Origin of the sequence: Bartonella sp. MU37NMGALS, from assembly GCF_042194015.1 — a bacterium.
In the GTDB taxonomy this organism is placed as follows: domain Bacteria; phylum Pseudomonadota; class Alphaproteobacteria; order Rhizobiales; family Rhizobiaceae; genus Bartonella; species Bartonella grahamii.
The window spans coordinates 1-19,125 of the sequence record NZ_JBHIML010000010.1; the positions used below are offsets into that span (position 1 = coordinate 1).

Here is a 19,125-nt window from a genome sequence, read left to right on the forward strand (position 1 = left end):
TTATACTTCCTAAATCAAAAACCGGTAAACTTGTTGAAGGTTCATTTGCATGGCTGCTTAAACAATACTTTAACAGCTCTAATTGGCATAGTTACACTAAAGCTACAAAAAAACAAAAAGAACTCATCCTTATGAAGGTATGTGATACTATAGGAAACATTCCATACCAAGCAATTGAAAAGAAGCATATTATAGCCGGTGTTGAACGGCGTAAAGAAACACCAGCAATGGCTAGAAACTTTCTGAAAGCCCTTAATGGACTTTTTAATTGGGCAATTGATCAAGGTCTTTTGGAAAATAATCCAACTTTAGGCGTCAAAAAACCTCCTCTTAAAAATAAAAGCGGCTTTCCTGTTTGGACAGAAGAAGATGTTGAGAAATATTATCAAAGATGGTCCCATGGTACCCATGAACGCGTTTGGATTGATATTCTTCTGTATACGGGCTTACGTCGTGGTGATGCGGTTCGCATTGGCTGGAAAGATGTCAAAGACAATATTATTCATCTCAAAACAGAGAAAAGTAAATTCCAAACAGATGTCTTTCTACCTATTTTACCGGAATTAGCCAAAACGCTTGAAGCTGGTCCTATTGGAACAGAAACTTTCATCTGTAGTAAAACTAATCAAAAACTCTCCAAAGAAAGCTTTGGCGATACATTTAGAGACGCTTGTAATGCGGCTGGAATTAAAAAATCGGCGCATGGATTAAGAAAATTAGCAGCAACACGCGCAGCTAACTCTGGTGCAACAGTATCACAACTCAAAGCAATTTTTGGCTGGACAAATGATGCTATGGCATCTCTTTACACAAAGAGCGCAGACCGTAAAAGGTTAGCTATAGAGGCGATAAAAAAGCTTCAAAAAGATGAGGGATAGAGGCAAAAAAACTCAATAGAATCAAGATTCACCTATTCCCCCATATTAGACATAACTATTTTATTTTACTTGCTTTTTATATACCATTCACGAACATCACCGTGAAATGGGATTAGGTGCCTTAAGAAATATTTCTTAAAAAAAGCACGTGAATTGGCAACACAATGACGTTCTGTTTTACATGAGGGACGTGCCCCCATTAAAGAACGAGAGAAACAGAAGCGTGAAATAATGCGTAATCTTCATCATTTAACAGATAGTGCTTTAGATTCTTTTGAAAAAAATAAAGCTAAATTAAAGGATGGTGGTACAGAGAAAAGCTGATTTCTAGCCCTTTATTCTTTCCCAATAAGATCGCCTCCCCATTTAAAATATTACGCCAACAAAGGTATACGCAATATATTCACTCAAATCTGGATGCTCTCTCCAATCTGACATACAAAAACTAAAAACAGCAGAAGAAAATATTAAACCACTTTAATTTTTGTCTCAAACATATAGATTTAAACAACTAACCGCTTCGTATCACCACACTTCAAAGGACAGTACTCCATAAGGCTTATAGGCAGTATTCATCACATACTCTCAAAAGACTAATGCATAAAACTTTAACATTACCATAGCCCCAAGTAAGCTGTTTTTAAGGCATCACGGCTGGTCTAAATACCCCCTTGATCGCCTCCCTAAACTAAAAAATGTCCCCGTATTAACTCTGTCTGCAAACAACGCTCTGTAAATAATCCGCCTTCTCTTAGTCCTCTTCCAGCTAGCCTCTCACAGCATCCAGTTCACATCACTACACCTTAAAAGACACTGTTTTAATAACAGCATTTTACAATACAACAGAATAATAATTTAAATACCAAAATGCGCTTAAAACAAGTCTACTCACTAAACGCATTATTTATCCAAATAAACTGATCTACCTAATCATTGTCATCACTTAGAACAACCAATATTCATCAGATTTGAATCATTCCTCTGTTTCTTTTACACGTCCAGATAGTTGCATAGCTCTAGAAAGATCATTAACTGCATTTAAATGCGTCTGAAGCAATTCACTATTACGCTGTAATTTTTCTTGTAAATCAGACAACAAACTTTCAACTTCATGCTCAATATCTTGATTCATGTAGCGCTTCACATCGCTCATGGATTTATTAAGATCACGCAAACCACGTATTTTACATAAATTTATTTCTTCGTAATCTGGAACACCACTGCTCTCTAGCATATTGCTTTCATAATCAACAACTTGAGCTAATCCCTTAACAGCAGCAACAAATTTAGTCATCGCCCAATCACGATCAATAAGATTATTATCAAGAACTTTTGCTTTTGATGCAAAACTATCATCACCATATTGCACTACAGACATTTTTACTTCCCCTTCAACACTCTTGTTCAATCTTTCAAATGAGGGAGATTAAACAGGTTCTTTTCAATGCTGATACACTCAATAAAGCTCGTGGCGCGAACATCGCTCAAACAACAGCACAACAATCCTTCAAAGCGTGTACCACTTCAACTTTCAACGCATTCTCTCAAATATTCTTCTTGCTTTGCTCCAAAATCATCATTACGGCTCTACTAATTCACCAAAACGCTATAAACTTAAACCTTACGCAGCAATATCGAAAAATCCACATTTGCTCTGTCTATTCCGATCTATTTCGCCTTGCCGATTTTACCTTTGCCTATTTCGTCACCAGCACGCCTTCAACAGAAAACAACAACGCTCTCACGAGAACTTTGTCCATAAAAAGACCACCTGCCGACAAAAACCCACAGCATATCTTGCAGCATATCAAAGACTTAAGCTCATTAAAAATTTCAGCATTTTAACGATAGCAGCACCTTACCCTCCATAACCTTATGGCTTTCTCTGCACCTAAACTTGCGCACCTTCCGGCACCCTATAAGACGGCACCCTACAAACTTAGTTTGCACCCATTCAAAAAGACATACCCCCCATGCTCTTTCTACACACACGCAACATTTCGCATAAAATACGAAAAGAACGCTCTTTTGAACAGATCAGCCATACGGCAATATTAAAAAAGACACCTTAAACAGCTAAACAGCCATCAATCTTCCTTTTTTAAATTATCATTCGCTTTTCTTTGCAATGAACCACTATATAAGATTTTTGGAACCTTTTCAAGAGTTTCTTAGCCAATCAGTTCGATATGTCTTCAATCGCATATTCACGCGCTTGTTTTAAAGAAACATCTCTTAAGTGAACGCAAGCCTATTTCGCACCGAGTCCCATGAATGGTATAATGATAAATCTCCCATGACGTGTATAAAATCCATTGAGCACTTTCCAGCTTTACGCTTAATAAAAGAAGCAAGCCAGCACCATCACATATTTTGCTAGCCCCTCATGTTGCGATATCCTTGGCATTTGAGTGCGGTTCAAAAAGCATACCTTTCTTGTACAGTTTCGCTCCGCATGGACCCTCCGCACTTGTAACTGCAAAAGACATGGTTTTGGTTGATTAAACCTAGAACAGATTTGGAATGAAAAATTTTTACGATATTCAGAACTCTAATTCAAGTTGAATAACGATAGATTATCATTATAAATCAAAATATTATCCAATGCATAATGCTTAACGCTTCCCACATTGATTTTTTCAGAATTTTCACAGCATCTTCCTATAGATTATTTCACTCCATAACACAGTTTGCTCTTAATATCGCAGCTTTACATGTGCTACTGGTATAAAAACAGAGAAAAACAATCATTTTATAATAAAGGTACAATTTTTGTTACGAACTTTCTCTCATTTTCAATCTTCTAAATGCGGCTCTTCTCTTTCATACTCATCACACTTCAAATCTATTCCATGTGGAACAAATTAAAATCACTTTCTTGCACATCACAAACAACGCCCTGATGTGTTGATAAAATACACTGAAAGAAAAATGCCTCTTATGAACCTTCTCAAATGCCAAGGGCTACAGTAAACATTGGAAGCAAGCATACGATGACAGTAACTTGCTCTTTCATAAGTGTAAAGAGGGCAGCATTCTATAGATTTTTATATTATTTCACGAGAGCTTTACCGTTATACTATTCACATTTACAGTTATACCATTTATGAGTGTCATCATAAACTGTCTATCGTATGCGTTGAAAGATATTTCTTTCAAAAAAGTACATAAATATGCAATACAAATATATTAATATACAACATAAGTATATTTCGTTTGGAACGTTCTATTCTTTTGTGCAAAAACACGTCCCATTAGAGCAGCATTAACCAATCTTGCTATGAGATGAACGATCAGAAAACATTTTTGTCTTCCTCCGCTCACCTTAAAGAACCAAGATCTAAACTCAATCTGCTCTGTACGCAGTCCGAATTTTTGTCAAACGATCTTCTCTTGACTTTCCACTCATGTGATTCACTTAAACGAAAACGCAACAAATAAACCTACGAATATTCATTAGACACTAAAAAATACTTAAACGTTCCAAGAAAACTTATATGCCTCATATTACCGCTATAAATGACAGTATTTTATAGCATCACAGGATAAAAAAGTTTTTTGCAACATCAAAACCTACAAAATCAATGAATATCCTCTTTAAAATTTTCTTTTTTAGGATTTACAGTGCTCCAATTCCTCAAGCCTTTATAAAAAAGAGCGATTTAAGCTTGCTGAATATATTGTATCAGCATATACTACAGATTGTAACATATTGTTATTTATAAAATCACCTCAAAAAGAACAGAAAGAGGTTTTTATGGCTGATCTCGTAAAAGCCGCCGTGCTTTATTCAACCTTAATTATCGCCATGAATGCTTTTGTTGTTATTTTAGTTCTCGTAATAGAAATATACTAAGCATACTCTCTTGGCTTTTTGTAATTTGCGCAAACGATCATCTTAATTTTACATGAGATCAAAGCAAAATTTTAACTCTACAGATAAATCACACACCCAATTTCAAACACCACTTGCAACTATTTAAGTGTTAACTCTGCTTTTTGTGTGCATTTTTAACCATCAGTGCCCGCCTTTTCACGCTACCTTAAATCTCAACTTCATTCCCGCCTTAAAAACTAAATTTTCTACCAGATCCGATTTGTAAACAATTTGTCTCCTTTAAGTCCTCTTGCTTCCCCCTTCAGTGCATATCACAATTCTAAAGGATAATATTTCATGAAACTTATGATAAATCCATTGAACACCATCTTTACACTTATGAGAGAATAAACCAGCAGCATCACACACTTTTCCAGCCCCAAATGTTGCAAACAAACCTTTAGCACTTGAGATAGTTCATAAGAGGCATTTTTACTTCTTTCTTCAACAGTCTTTACCCACACGGCTCTCCGTGCTTGTAACGTGCAAGCAGATGGTTTTAATTGATTCAACCTAGAACAGATTTTGACGAGATCCTTATTCAACATAAAATAATTAAAATATTTTTATAAATAAAAGTGTTATTCAAAATAACATTCATCACACACTCGAAAACAAAAAGCATCTCATACGCAAAGTTTTACATAAGCTCCACCGCTCAAAATAATAATATTACGACACAATAAAACATAACAAGGGAAAACCTTGCAAACTCAGAAAAGAGAGGAGAAAAATGAAAAGGTGTGGAGGGCACTCAACTCCTCATACATCCGGAAAAACCGTTCTAGCAAAACTGCCCCACGTCTTAGCTAATGCTATAATATTCTCAAATCAAAAGCAATTTTTTAAAAATAGTTTGGGTATAAAACGATAATAATTCCATTCAGAATGTTTTTCTCTTTTTAAAACAGATAAAAGTAAATTCCAAACAGATGTTTCCTGCCAATTTTTCCGAAATTAACCGCAACGCTTAAAGCCGCTCTTAGTATGATAAAACATTTATTTGTGATAAACGCAGAAAAAAACATCCCAAAGATAGATTTGATCTCATGTTTTAAATACATGCAACCAAAACATTAAAAAAACAGCACATAGTTTGAAAACTTAGCAGTAACACGTAGCGACTCATTCGGATGCAATATTATCACAATTGAAAGCACTTTTTGGCTGAACAAATGACAGTATAGCATCCGTTTACACAAAGAGTAGAGATCGTAAACAGCTAATTCTTGAAGCCATCAAAAGACTCCCTAAAAGTTAGAGAGATCCTAAAAAGCGTAATAGAATCAATTTATTGAATTGTATGTTTTTAATTAATGCCAAACATAAGTTCCATATACGCTTGTCTGGCATGTTGACAGTTTTTAGATTTCTCTATAGAGGATGGATCCATTTTTTCACATTTTTTTACCCACTCTTCCAGTAATTTTTTATCTTTCTTGAATTCCGCTGCGCTGTAAGTTTTTTCGCAACCAGAAACGCCAAGTCCAGTACAAACCAGCAATGTTATAATAATGGCTTTATTCATCAATAAAATTCCCCTTTTTTCAAATTTACAAAGTTTAGCACCCGATTAAAATTGTACACTCGGTTCATTGTGTAATTCAAAAATTTTAAAATCGGCTTCTGTACGCAATTTTTTTCCAACCTATGATGATAAATCGCGTACAAAGAAAAATACCGCTATCAATATATTTTTATGATTTAATTGTTGTCCTGCTTTTTTTCAGTTTCATTCCCCTTTTTGCCACTTTCACGAAGTTCCTTTGCAAGATTTCTATAATGCTTTTGAAATAGTTCCATATCGGCTTGCATGACATTTTGACAATTCTTGGTTGCAAAAGCAGAGGTCCCCATTTTATCGCATTTCTTTCCCCATTCTTGCATCAATTTTTATCTTTCTTAAATTCCTCAACACTGTAGTTTTTTTCGTGAACCAACAGTAACAAGCCCCGTGCAAAGCAATAGCGCTGTTATAATGACCTTGTTCATGATTTAACCCCTCTTTTTGTTTTATTTTTATTAACAATATCTTTGAGTTCACATCCCCTCCCATATTGTAACCTTGCATCTAACTTTCCTTTGCACATACGCACACTTTCAATGCAAACATGTTAAATCATGAGAACTGATTTCATTTATCAGACTTGCATTTGTAACATTATTTGCACAGCTGCTCTTTGTATTTGAACTTCAGCAGTAATTTTGATATCTTGGCATTTTTCAAAAAGCTTTTAATTATTTTTTCAAAAACCACTTCATCATGAGAAGTTGCACAAAATTTTATCAAAAATTCGTAATGCCTATATCCATTGCAAATTCCCTGCAAACGAAAGAATACACCTTTTAATCAACTGATTGCGCTCTTATCATTTCTTAAACCACCGGAAAAGAAAAAAAACTTTAAGTCCCCCTATACTTTTTAAATGCCAATAGAAATGCTAAAAAAGCGATCTTATACATTCCAATTGAAGCAAAAAACCTATTTTCTTGCGTACCATTACGACTGGCATTAACTATTTAAGACTATAAAATCATGTAAATGTAAGAAATAATGTCTATAATATGCTCAATGAATTCTTTTATTTATTATGAATAACTTATAGCGCGCCAATATCAGTAAATTTTATTTATTTTTATCCCCCCTTTATAAACATAAATATAATTTAATCAAATAAATCGATGGATAACAGAAAAAATAGTCAATGCTACTCTTAATTACATTATTTACGCATGTATTAATTAAAATAAACAAAAAAATAACCTGACGTTTAAAATCATTATCAAGACAATTTTTATGGAAGAATAAACTTATCTATTCATCTAGCGGATAAGATCACAAGTAGTACGATAATTATCACATTTATAGGGAAAAGTTTGAAACGGAGAATTTTTCGCAAACTCATAGCTCTTTCATAAGATGATACAGAACCTTATGAAAAACAACTTAAATGAAACAGCCCTCGTGAAAAAGGAAGGGCGCTTTTGTCATTATTAACTTCGTATAAAAACAACCGATATCATCTCTAGAAAAAGCCTTCATACCAACGAAAACTTATTATCGTATATCATGTTTCACACTTTTCCGTATTTTTGTGAAAGCAATTCGCGCACTTCATCGGCTATTTTAGTTCCACGACTTGCACAACTTACCTTAATCAGTCGATGCAAACTTTCTGGTATATCAATCGTGAGGCGCTTCATACCTCCACTCATGCTTCCTTTGGGACTTCCCACCCATGCATCTGCTGTTAAAGGAATTGATTTATTCGTTGGTTTCGTGCCAATTTTAATTTTTTTATTCATCACGCTAACTCCTTGATTTCTGCTGCAACAGCTTCAATCTCTGCTGTTGCTGGTCCTTGCTTATCAACTTCATAAACCGCCTTCCCTTGTGCTGCTGCTTCTGCAAAAATCACGCGCTGCGCAATGCTAGAAGAAAGAACATGCACGGGGTATATGCCAAGAGCTTCGTTCACATCACGCCCTATCGCTGTATTGACTATTTTACGATTAATAACAAAAGCAGATTTAAGATTTTCTTTATAAACACGCGCTTCGTCAATCAGCTTTACAATTCCATCGGCGGCCCAAATATCATAGGGACTAGGCAAAACAGGTATAAGCACCAAATCCGAAGCCATAAGAGCACTACGAGCAAGATCAGTCACACGCGGAGGACCATCGATAATAATATGATCATAACCATGGCCAATCTGTGTAATCTCTTTGTGAACCGTTGCACGCGGTAAACCAATAACCGAAAACAAAGGTTCATCTTCACGCGCAGCAGCCCAATCTAACGCGCTACCCTGTGGATCAACATCAATAAGCAATACCCGTGCACCAGTACGCGTAAAACTGGCCGCAAGATTAACACTCAACGTAGTTTTTCCTACGCCTCCCTTTTGATTCAAAAGTCCAATGATCATTTATTACGCCTTTCAGCATTATCGTTTTTACGATTATACAGAAAGTAATAAAAGAAGCAAGCATCCAATACGTGCAAAATAACCATTTCTCCTATTTTTAGGATAAAAACGACGGCCCGTAATTTTGTCTTTATAATATTCTTTTAGCATGAGCAAAAACATTATGGAGATGATGTTCTTGAGAATAATAAAAATAAATTTAAACAAGAGACGCCCTCTTCTTCCCCCACCCTAAAACAAAGATTCTTAGATCTATGTCGATCTGTAAACAATGCTCTGTAAATGATCCAGCTTCTTATCTCGCGCCTACCTTTTAAGCTTCTCCCTTCATGCAGTCCACTTAATGCAACTCTACAAATAAGCTCCACTCTGAATATACAACAAACTATAAGGAGCATTCATTGTTTTGCACGTTGAATGAGAGAGCCTAAATCAATCAAAATCATGTCTCTGTGTACGTTACAAGCGGGGCTGGCGTGTGGGTAAAACTGTACAAGAAAGGAAAAATGCTTCTTATGAATTGTCTCAAGAGCCAAAGACTCTAGTAACATTGGGGGCTGGCAAATATAACAATGGTGCTGACTTCCTTCTTCATAAGCGTAAAGAAGATAGTGATCAATGAATTTTATACTCTTATACGCTCAACAGAGTAAAATGGGCTTAAGAGAAATAAGAATACCTCTAGCAAACATGTGAACAAGCAACACAATGGAATGTCTATGCTTGGTAAACACAATAGATTATTCATAAAGACCAAACAGCCGTCTTGCATAAGATCGAATAACGAACATATGGCAGAGTGAGATATTTTGCATCTTATAACTCATTTTTCCCAAATAGATCTTCTCGACAAAAAGATTATTTTTGTTAAGATGCCATTGAAAAACTTACCTTCATTATGTTCTTTTATATACCAGACCAGAGGGTATCATGAAGGTCGTGCAATTGAGAATAAATAAAAATGAATTTACAACAAATTGAACCTGATATTTTTATCAGCGCCCAAATTAGCATAGAAAATATCAAAACATTAGCACAAGCTGGTTTTAAAACAATTATCTGTAACCGCCCCGATCACGAGGAGCTTCATCAACCTGACTTTTCTAGCATTAAAACGGTCGCAAATGAATATGGCATAAAAGCCTATCACATTCCCATTTCTCCTCCAACTATAGAACAGTCAGCTGTTGAAGCTATGCAAACAATTTTAAAAACCGCCTCTCTACCTCTTCTCGCCTATTGCCATCAAGGAGCACGCTCGCTGCATCTTTATCGTTTAGCGCATCTTTAAACACAGGTTTCATACGCTTCCTCCTCGCCTTTAAAAATAAAGACTCTTAAATACACATCGATCTGTAAAAAACAATCTGGCAATAATCTTTGTCTTGCGCCTTTTCCTTGGCTTGCCACTTCATAAAACTCTACAAGCAAGCTTTGCTCCTCAATATACAACAAACATGCGCACCTGAGCCATAAAAATGCATGAAAATTCATATGATGATCAAGCAAATTTATTTTCACCTCACCTTTTATCACTGCTCCACATCCTTTTTCTTATCCTTTACCAATACGAGCTCATTCGTAGGCCACAGATACCTAAAACCACAGTAAAACCACTAAGAAAACCCCCATATTCCGGATAAAAGGCATGCAGAGTATTTTATAAAAAAGCCGTAAGCCATCATCTATGGTTAATTATAAGATATTGATTTATAGTAATTAATTATTTTGCACGTTGAATGAGAAACCCTAATACCGTAAGATTCTCTCATTTTAAGTCTATTGGTAGTGAAACAATCAAAAGCGTTTTTCTTATATGTCACAAGCAGGAAGTGTTCGTGTGAAATAAAACGAGTTAAGAAAAAAACTCTCATAAACGCTCTCAAATAACCAAGGCTGTACAGCAACTGAAGGCTTGTCAATATAACTGATGATGCCGGATTACCCTTTTATTAGACATAAAGATGATAGCACTCAACGGAGCTTGCATGATACCATTCATGAGTGCCATCGTGAAAATGGATATGGAAGCGTTGAGAGATATTTCTTTAAAACAAGCGCGTAAATTAGCAAAACAAGTATATTCCAGCATTTTATTTTACCTATGGGGCTTGATCCTATTCAAAAAACAACAATACATTATTGGCGTTGCGTTTTCATATCCTTACAAGACTGCCTTCCCGCTACATTATAGGTGTTATATTTGTGAAAGACAAAGGAGATATATGGACAATTCGTTGCTTGAGAATTTGAAAGATTTACGTATTAGGACAACAAAGTTGTACCTTTATCATCAAAAGCATTAGAAATTTTGAAACAAGTACACCTGCTTTCTCGCAATGATTTCTTTTTATCTGCAATCAATCGTAGTCTCCTTAATGTGAATTTCCTATCACAACATACGAGAGAAACAAGACTTAAAGCATTTTACATCAGCTTCATTCTCGTTTACGTAATTGGTTAGCACAAAACAGCTGCTGTCCACCGCTCTACTTCACAAGACTCAACAAACGAACTTTTTTAAATATTCATCATATGATATCAAACATCACATACGTAAGGTTTTAGATAAACCCAATATCATTATAAAAGAGTCATCGATTAAATTTTATCAAACTATAAGCTTAAAATCGCAAGAAATTTAAAAAACAGCCTTTCTCCCTCTTCACGTCTATTATTGCCGAATAGGCTGGGGCTTATTCTTTACTACATCTTTTATGATGAATTTTAACGGATCAGAAAGAAAAAAGCAGTAGACTTTTGAATGATAACAAAAGCCATAAAATGAATTTTGAAAAAGATAATGCCAAAATCAGATATTCAGATATTCGATTCTCCCTCTCAACGACGGAAAAAACATATATTCCACGATGTTTTGGAATATATCTTTGTGATTACAATCACTTTAAGTGCTATTTTTACGGCTCTTCTCTCTTTTTCAGATAAGTTCAGGGCATATTTTTAAAAGTAAGCAGCCTATCCAACTTTGATAATGGTTGTACTGTCTTTAAAATTTCTTTTGCCTTTTTTTCATCACGGTGCATTTGCGTAATCAAAGGTTCAAGCCCATCAAATTTTTCTTGTCCTCGCAAAAACTGGAAAAAAGAAACAGTACAGCTTTCCCCATAAAGGTCGTCGTTAAAGTCAAACAAATAGGTTTCCAAAAGTGGCGCACCATCTTTAACAACCGTTGGACGACAACCAAAGCTTGCAACACCATCATACAAAACACCGTTAGCACGACGCAAACGTACCGCATAAACACCATGAGCCAAGCGAACTTGGGGAGGCAACATTTGATTAGCGGTAGGAAACCCCAAAAGACGTCCAAGTTTGTCGCCTTGAATAATATTTGAGCATACCCGATAGTGATACCCTAACAAATGGGCCGCTTTGTCCACTTCCCCTTGTGAGAGAAGCTCCCGAATAAAACTCGAGGAAATAATCAACTGTTGTGAATCTTGAGGACGAGAAACGCAAGGAACTTGCACAACCTCAAATCCATATTTCTTTCCTCTTTGGCAAAGAAGTTGGACGTTTCCACTTTTCTGATGACCAAATTGAAAATTCTCCCCTGTCACCACAACTGAAACATCATAAACTTCCTTTAAAATCGATTTGATAAATTCGTCCGCTGAAAGAGCGGCAAACTGTGCATCAAACGGCTGTTCAATCACACCGTCAAAGCCAAGGGTTTTAAAAATTTCAGCTTTTTCAGCTGCCTCTGTCAAACGATAGACAGGAGCTGAATGTTGAAAAAAACTTCTTGGATGGGGTTCAAAGGTTAAAACAACTGCTGGTTTCTTTTTTATCCGCGCGAAATCAAGCGCTTTTTGCAACACCACCAGATGTCCGCAATGAACACCATCAAAATTTCCAAGTGCCAACACTGCTTCCCGCCAAGCCGAGGGAAACATATGAATTCCCTGAAGACGCAAAAAATTAGTCATTACTGAAGTGCCCACATGATTGCTTGTGGTTTATAACCATGACGTTCAAGAAAAGAATGCAAAGCTTGCTTATCAACCACACCATTTTGCGTATAATCATAATGATGAATCCCCCCCATAATATAAAGGGCATCAAGACCAAAATGAGCCGCCCCCTTAATATCCGTTAAAAGACCATCACCAATAGCTAAAACTTGACTTTTTTCTACTGTTCCCCGTATTTTTTGAAGTTTTTCAAAGGCACATTCATAAATAGGCGCGTGAGGTTTTCCAGCAATGCGCACCTCCCCCCCTAATTGTTGATAAAGACGAGCCAATGCACCAGCGCACCAAAATTCTTTATTTCCATAATGGACAATCACATCTGGGTTCGCACAAATAAAAGGTAAATTCCGCGACCGCATGCGACGAAACATCTCCTCATAAGCAGAGGGTTCTTCGTCAAAATCTTCAAGAAAACCACTACAGACGACAACAGAAGCCTCCCATTCTTCAACAAATTTACACTCTAACCCTTCAAACAGCACCAAATCACGTTGTGAACCAATGAAAAAAACTTTACGTGGAGCAGTCAGAATAAGATCGCGCGTTACATCCCCTGAAGTGATAATGGCATCATAATAGTCGCTATGAACATTCATGCTTTGTAATTGAGCAGCAACATCTTCCCGTAGCCGAGGAGAATTGGTCAATAAAATGACAGGTTTTCCCATTTGTCGGATTTTATACAACGCCTTCAACGCTGGTTCAAATGCATGTACACCGTTATGCACAACACCCCACACATCACAAAAAACAGCATCATAATGCGCTATAATAGTCTCAATATGGGTAACTTCATTCATGGTGCACCTATCTCTTTTGTCATTTAAAGCTGTCTTTTACTTCAAAATTACTTACCGAAAGATAATACTTGTGTCATCTGCTTTCTCAAACCATATCCCAACTTTTTATCGTCTATAGAGATCATAAGAAATGATAAAATAACTAAGTTATCATTAAGTTGTGCAAAATTCTAAAATGCTTGATAGCAAAAGCTTATCATTCCCCAATGCTCATTTTTCTCATAAAAATTTTAATTCTAACAACAACGACGTTGATAGAGTTTTTTATCTAAAATACTCAAATTCTTCACTGAGAAAATAAACGTATCCCCCTCTTAAAAACATGCATCATGAGAAAGCCCAATATATTTTCTCATTTCAAATCTGTTTATATTGAATCAATCAAAACTATTGACTTGCACATTATAAGCGGAGAGCCTACAGATAAAAACACGTGAAGAGAGAAAAAATAGCTCTTATGTTCCCTTCAAAGGCAAAAACTGTCGTAATATTTTGAACTGGCCGAGAGTATATGCCGTCCGAGCATCTTTTTTTCAGTAAAGATAGCAATATAGCTTTTATCCCATTCATAGAGGCTTTTACACTACACACTTTACGAAGCACCATTGTAAAATAGGTGCTAACATTGAGAAATATCTTCTTAAAAAAATGTGTGAATATACAACAATCAGATCTATAATGTTTTGAGTTTATTTTGCATGAGGGCTCTTTACTCATAAAAGCTTTCCCCTATCATCATGATATCTCAGACGCATCAAAACAAGCCATTTTGGTTATTGGTTAAGAGCAACACCGTAAGCGGTGCCTTGAGCTTAAAAACCAAGGTTTACCTTCGTAAAATGCATAACTGATGTCATGCGTTTAGTAAGCAAACCTTAAAAGTTTGAAAGGCAAACAACCTCTCATTTAAAAAAATCTATCCGTCTCAAGAAAAACTATTTTTATTGCCAATCTCCTAAAATTACTTTATGAGTCAGAAAGTGTCTTGGTCGCATACGCAACGACCAATAGGGATTAAAAGCCTGAAAACTCAAACATGAATTGACCCCGCTTTGCGGGTATCCCGGAATTCCGGGAGATTTTGCTATGTCCAAGTGCTTCTCAGCACTAAAAGCAAAATGCTGATTTGAGTTCAGTACTTTTAACTCCCGGAATACTCATGCGAGGGCGCTCGCAACCGGTGGGGGAAAAGTGCAAGCTCCAAATCTTAATATTGATCTTTTTGTAGGCAAAAAGATTCGCTTTAGGCGAAAAATGCTAAAAATGTCTCAAAAAACATTAGGGTATCATTTAGGTGTCACTTTCCAACAAATCCAGAAATATGAAAAAGGCTTAAATCGCGTGAGCGCAGGACGTTTAAAGGAAATTTCCGATATTTTGAATGTTCCACTTGCCTTTTTTTACACTGATATCATCAAAAAAGACAACACCCCGTACCATTATGATGAAATCGCCTCGAGCAAAGAGGAATATTTGCTTTTAAAAAGTTTTAGAGTCCTCACATCTGTCAAACAGAAAGCGATTTTAAACTTAATTTGTGATCAAAATTAAAACGCTTTAAAAGCATAGCTATAGGGTACTATACGCCCTATTCTTGGCTTTCTCCCCACACCTTCAAAGGATGCCCCCCTCCTTAAACCGGTTGATGAATAATCCGCCTTCTCAAAAACAGCTCCTTCTCAGCTTCCCATTTCATATGGTTCCTTTCACAAAATTATATAAGCAAGCCCTCTCTTGAATATTCACTACACTCTCTTGTCAAAACACCCCATGCATAAAGTTTTTATGCCTTACACCACACCTCAAACGATGATGTTTTTGCAGCACAACAGAATAAGCATTCATGCGGATTTTAAAAAATTAGCCCCTTCTTCGCTGTGGACGTTCCATTTATTTTAGATGATCTGCATTTAATATACCTGCTATAAAAACTTGCTATCTATTATAAATTCTTAAAGGCATATTTTTCCTCTAAAATCTCAATGCTACACCAACTGCACCATAAGGCAACACATTGATTTATAAAGTGTGTTCAGTGTTTTGTATGTTAAATGAGAATCCAGAATAGCGTAAGATTCTTTCATTTCAGCCCCGCTCCATGTTGAATCAACAAAAAACATATCTCTTGCAAGTTACAAGCGGAAAGAGCCCCTGTGGATAAAAAACTATTAAGAAAGGATTAAAAATGCCCCTAATGAACCGTCTCAAGTGCCAAGGTCTGTAGCAACACCCACGAGCTAGCAAATATGCGCCGGCTTACTCCTTTATGAAGCGTAAAAATAGTGGTGCTCAATGAATCTACCATTATACCATTCACGGACATCACCGTGCAATGGGATTGGTTGCCTTAAGAGATGTTTCTATAAGACAATGCTATCCTGTTTTCTCATGATCATAATCCTCAATCTAACAAAGATGAAACAAACAATAGGATTGCAAATATGATTTGGGGAGCTCATCTGAAAGATGAAAAATGATAAAAATCTCCGCTATAAAAATTAAAGAAGAAACTATTCGTTGAAACGTAACTTCTTTATTTTAGAATTTTTATATAACACTTTACTGTTGAGATGCATAACCGTTAAAACGCATGACCACGATCTGTAGAATTAAGCTTTGGCGAGAAAAACATTTCAGTATCTGCTTGTAAAACATTTTTACAATTTTTAGATTCCTTAACAGCTTGTCCTGAAAGAAAACACTTCTTTCCCCATTCTTCCCTTAATTTTGCATCTTTCTTAAAATCCTCTACGCTATAAGTTTTTTCACACCCCACAGCGAATAATAGAGCCATGCATAATAAAATAATTTTTTTCATTTTACCCTCTTTAAATACCTTATCTGTTAACATCATCCCCCAAATGGGTGTTAAGTTTTCATACTGTATGAGAAGACAGCCTTACTATCACTTACTTGCTTTCAAAGTGAGCACTCTGAGTAAAATAACGTAAGAAGAACTCACGACAGCCATCGTATGAGTTTGTCATAAAATATAATGAGAAGAAAAAAGCCCAAACTGAGTAAAAATGACAAAATCAGAAGACGCACTAATGTTTTTTTCCAACTGATTTCAAATAGTGACATTGCGATAGGAACCGCGCCCCTCACCCTATAAAAAGCCTATGAGCATTATAACGCTTAGTATCACGATCAATAGACTACAAAGCCATTACAAAAAAGTATGAGCTCTTTTTACCTATTCGTATGTTGATTATTGTTTCCCCCATCGAATGCTTAAATAAAAACGTCTTGTAATATATAGAAAACAATCAACAATGCAAATCATTTTTACGAAGATTTCTTCGTGTGGAGTCTGTTTGAAATCCATCTTTTAGAAGTCTGAATTTAGAAGCAGATAATTATGAAAGCTTTTCAAGGAATGAAACAGTTTGATCACTCTTAAAGAAGTAAAAAAACGTGATCCAATCCTGAAGACAAAATTCTGATGAAAAAACTTTTGCTAGGAATTCTTTTAAGGCACTGTAAAATATTCTATCCGTTATATCAAACGTTACGCCATTTTGGGATCTATTCATTTTTCACTTTTATCAACTCTGCTCTAGAAATCCATTTCTTGAGCGTTTTTTATCGTCTCATTTTCTCCTTCAAACACAAATACTCAAAAACGTTTTGCCACCAACAATGAAATTTTCCTGCTTTTATAAAACACATAAGTAAAAATAGAAGAGCGATTTTGAGAGCCCCCCCTTGAAAATGGAAATATTATCCATTTACTTCACAAGCGGAAATAATCTCACGGTTTATTCAAACTTTCCCTATGGTCTTTTGCCCTATGCTCTGGTGCAATTTTATTGATAAAGTTTTCTCTATAAAAATTTAAGTAAATATGTTCGTTAAAGCCAATCACGGATTTTCAAAGGGGTTGTAAGATCCATTATCTCGCCGCCATTTTAAAGGTTCAGTGAAATCACTTGACCAAAGACCGATCTTGTTGTTGCGTGCTTTTTCTTCCGCATGATAGTACTGAGTTGGAATAGGATCTTTTCCCTCTTTTGAGAGGACCAACATACCTTCTGTAAGACCTGCCTCAGCTAAATCAACCCCTTGAACAAAACATTGCGCATAATAAACACCATTGTGCATCACAGCCTGTTTACAGGATAAATCCTGCCCAAGTGTTTTGGTGACAAGCCAAGCCGTTGTAACCGCACCACAGGGCCATTCTTGATCATTTAATCGTGCTTTTTGGCGTGGTGCGCACGTGTCTACACCATAAAGATGAATATCACGGGTGATATATGAGCGCCAAGATTGTGCAGCAGGCGTCAGTAATTTAAATGTAACCCCACTTGTAACAGAGGCCTTACCATGAAAAACAACAGCATTATTTGCAACATCGTTTGATGAAACACTCTTCTGCAAATCGAGAACTGGTTCATTTTTTTCTAATTGCTGTTTGGTGATAGATTTAACCAACTTTTCTTCTTCTCGATTTTTTTCTTTTCGATAAAAATTGAGAATATCTTGTATATCTTGCATCTCAAATGTTTTAAGAATACTGAAATCTATTTTATCTTTATACTGGCTTAATCCCCACACTATGGAACCCATAATGTAAATAATAACAATCAATTTAAATAGCATTTCTTAACACGCTCGCTCAAAAAATTCATTGTTTTTCTATCCTTTCACATTATTTATCACTAATCCCATTGTTTTTAAAGAAAAAAATCCAAATATCTGTGTTGCATATTAACTACATTTTGTAAAGAATAATATTCCTTACTTGCATTGTTTTAATATTATTGTCTTTACCAATACATACAACTTAAAATTGCCATTTTCATGTAACACAATCCAAGTTTGAAAAGACTTCTGTCTCTTTAAGAAAAAGAGTTTGAGAGTGAACAGATCCACTATCAAGGCTTTTAAAACAAACAAACGAGAAGATTAAACTGTTATCAAATGACAGCATTCTCCAGTTTGTTAGAGGAAATGGAATGTCGACATATGAACAAATATTATTTGTTAAAGAGAGGTAAAATGACAGATAATAGATTCCAAAACATCATTTTTATCGTGACCATGCTGCTTTTTACGGCAGTTTTTGTATCTGATCTTTCTTATGCTGCTCCTGCTGCTAGTGGAGGTGGTCTGGGAAATCTTGATGGTGTTTTAGGCAACATTGTCACAATGATGACGGGTGCAACGGCAAAGCTTATTGCAATTATATGTGTTGCTGCTGTGGGGATTGGTTGGATGTACGGCTTTATTGACTTACGCAAAGCAGCTTACTGTGTTCTCGGGATTGCTATTGTTTTTGGTGCCCCTGCTCTCGTTGGTAAATTAGCGGGCACAACATAAATGAACGAAGATACTCTTTTCCTTGCCTGTACGCGCCCAGCCATGTTTGCTGGTGTTACAATGGAAGCGATGGCGCTTAATGTCATGGCGACATCCATTCTTTTTATTTTGACGAGTGATTTTACCATGTTTGGTCTTGGGATTGGGATGCACTTTATTTTGCGAGAAGTGACAAAGTATGATCACAACCAATTTCGCGTATTATTTGCATGGCTCAATACTCGAGGAAAACAAAAAAACCTCAACCGATGGGGAGGAGGTTCGACCTCCCCCTTGCGCCTTATCCGAACTTATAAGGAACTAAGCTGAAGGAGCCAA

General features: G+C 36.0%; 17 protein-coding genes. 7 read left to right on the top strand and 10 right to left on the bottom strand.

The genetic code is table 11. The annotated features are described in order from the left end of the window. On the top strand, nucleotides 1-878 hold an 878-nt coding region (locus ACFIJP_RS06370; protein WP_375626354.1), incomplete at its 5' end, for a tyrosine-type recombinase/integrase. 973 nt (nucleotides 879-1,851) lie between these two features. Here the strand turns inward: ACFIJP_RS06370 and ACFIJP_RS06375 are convergent. Further along, complete coding sequence (locus ACFIJP_RS06375; RefSeq protein WP_273788300.1) at nucleotides 1,852-2,256, bottom strand: flagellar protein FlgN; 405 nt, start codon at nucleotides 2,254-2,256, stop codon at nucleotides 1,852-1,854. A gap of 38 nt (nucleotides 2,257-2,294) precedes the next feature. On the opposite strand from ACFIJP_RS06375, the gene ACFIJP_RS06380 reads away from it, so the two are divergent. Further along, a complete protein-coding gene (locus ACFIJP_RS06380; RefSeq protein WP_375626357.1) occupies nucleotides 2,295-2,723 on the top strand; it encodes a hypothetical protein in 429 nt (142 codons plus the stop codon). A 3,341-nt stretch (nucleotides 2,724-6,064) separates the two neighbouring features. On the opposite strand, the gene ACFIJP_RS06385 is transcribed toward ACFIJP_RS06380, so the two are convergent. The 4 genes from ACFIJP_RS06385 to parA form a co-directional block, all read right to left on the bottom strand. Next, entirely contained in the window at nucleotides 6,065-6,283 is a 219-nt protein-coding gene (locus ACFIJP_RS06385; RefSeq protein WP_375626359.1) for an EexN family lipoprotein, read from the bottom strand. Nucleotides 6,284-6,459: 176 nt separating this feature from the next. Then, the gene (locus ACFIJP_RS06390; RefSeq protein WP_375626361.1) at nucleotides 6,460-6,642 is read right to left on the bottom strand and encodes a hypothetical protein; all 183 of its coding nucleotides are present in this window, start codon (nucleotides 6,640-6,642) and stop codon (nucleotides 6,460-6,462) included. A gap of 1,188 nt (nucleotides 6,643-7,830) precedes the next feature. Next, nucleotides 7,831-8,061, bottom strand: a complete 231-nt coding sequence (locus ACFIJP_RS06395; RefSeq protein ID WP_015856697.1) for a plasmid partition protein ParG — start codon at nucleotides 8,059-8,061, stop codon at nucleotides 7,831-7,833. Next, entirely contained in the window at nucleotides 8,061-8,687 is a 627-nt protein-coding gene (gene parA / locus ACFIJP_RS06400; protein WP_375626363.1) for a ParA family partition ATPase, read from the bottom strand. The genes ACFIJP_RS06395 and parA overlap by 1 nt, the downstream gene beginning before the upstream one ends. Before the next feature lie 478 nt (nucleotides 8,688-9,165). On the opposite strand from parA, the gene ACFIJP_RS06405 reads away from it, so the two are divergent. Together ACFIJP_RS06405 and ACFIJP_RS06410 are read left to right on the top strand one after the other, a co-directional pair. Further along, nucleotides 9,166-9,309: a hypothetical protein gene (locus tag ACFIJP_RS06405; RefSeq protein WP_375626365.1), complete on the top strand. Its 144-nt coding sequence runs from the start codon at nucleotides 9,166-9,168 to the stop codon at nucleotides 9,307-9,309. 339 nt (nucleotides 9,310-9,648) lie between these two features. Further along, entirely contained in the window at nucleotides 9,649-9,978 is a 330-nt protein-coding gene (locus ACFIJP_RS06410) for a TIGR01244 family sulfur transferase (RefSeq protein ID WP_375626367.1), read from the top strand. On the opposite strand, the gene ACFIJP_RS06415 is transcribed toward ACFIJP_RS06410, so the two are convergent. The 3 genes from ACFIJP_RS06415 to ACFIJP_RS06425 form a co-directional block, all read right to left on the bottom strand. Then, nucleotides 9,975-10,223, bottom strand: coding sequence for a hypothetical protein (locus ACFIJP_RS06415; RefSeq protein ID WP_375626369.1), 249 nt, complete (start codon nucleotides 10,221-10,223; stop codon nucleotides 9,975-9,977). The two genes, ACFIJP_RS06410 and ACFIJP_RS06415, sit on opposite strands and share 4 nt — an antisense overlap. 1,412 nt (nucleotides 10,224-11,635) lie before the next feature. Then, a complete protein-coding gene (locus tag ACFIJP_RS06420; protein ID WP_375626370.1) occupies nucleotides 11,636-12,637 on the bottom strand; it encodes a bifunctional riboflavin kinase/FAD synthetase in 1,002 nt (333 codons plus the stop codon). Beyond that, a complete protein-coding gene (locus ACFIJP_RS06425; RefSeq protein WP_375626372.1) occupies nucleotides 12,637-13,482 on the bottom strand; it encodes a TIGR01459 family HAD-type hydrolase in 846 nt (281 codons plus the stop codon). Before ACFIJP_RS06425 ends, ACFIJP_RS06420 begins: the two co-directional genes overlap by 1 nt. 1,191 nt (nucleotides 13,483-14,673) lie before the next feature. Between ACFIJP_RS06425 and ACFIJP_RS06430 the strand changes: the two genes are divergently transcribed. After that, nucleotides 14,674-15,033 carry a helix-turn-helix domain-containing protein gene (locus tag ACFIJP_RS06430; protein ID WP_375626374.1) on the top strand — a complete coding sequence of 120 codons (360 nt, stop codon included), beginning with the start codon at nucleotides 14,674-14,676 and terminating at the stop codon, nucleotides 15,031-15,033. A 1,030-nt stretch (nucleotides 15,034-16,063) separates the two neighbouring features. Here ACFIJP_RS06430 and ACFIJP_RS06435 read toward each other — a convergent pair. Together ACFIJP_RS06435 and ACFIJP_RS06440 are read right to left on the bottom strand one after the other, a co-directional pair. Next, entirely contained in the window at nucleotides 16,064-16,300 is a 237-nt protein-coding gene (locus tag ACFIJP_RS06435; RefSeq protein ID WP_375626376.1) for an EexN family lipoprotein, read from the bottom strand. Between the two features lie 1,046 nt (nucleotides 16,301-17,346). Next, nucleotides 17,347-18,087, bottom strand: a complete 741-nt coding sequence (locus ACFIJP_RS06440) for a hypothetical protein (RefSeq protein WP_375626378.1) — start codon at nucleotides 18,085-18,087, stop codon at nucleotides 17,347-17,349. 399 nt (nucleotides 18,088-18,486) lie between these two features. On the opposite strand from ACFIJP_RS06440, the gene ACFIJP_RS06445 reads away from it, so the two are divergent. Continuing rightward, on the top strand, nucleotides 18,487-18,807 hold the full coding sequence (locus ACFIJP_RS06445) for a TrbC/VirB2 family protein (RefSeq protein ID WP_375626379.1): 321 nt from the start codon (nucleotides 18,487-18,489) through the stop codon (nucleotides 18,805-18,807). Continuing rightward, nucleotides 18,808-19,116, top strand: a complete 309-nt coding sequence (locus tag ACFIJP_RS06450) for a type IV secretion system protein VirB3 (RefSeq protein ID WP_212112790.1) — start codon at nucleotides 18,808-18,810, stop codon at nucleotides 19,114-19,116. Nucleotides 19,117-19,125: the final 9 nt, after the last annotated feature.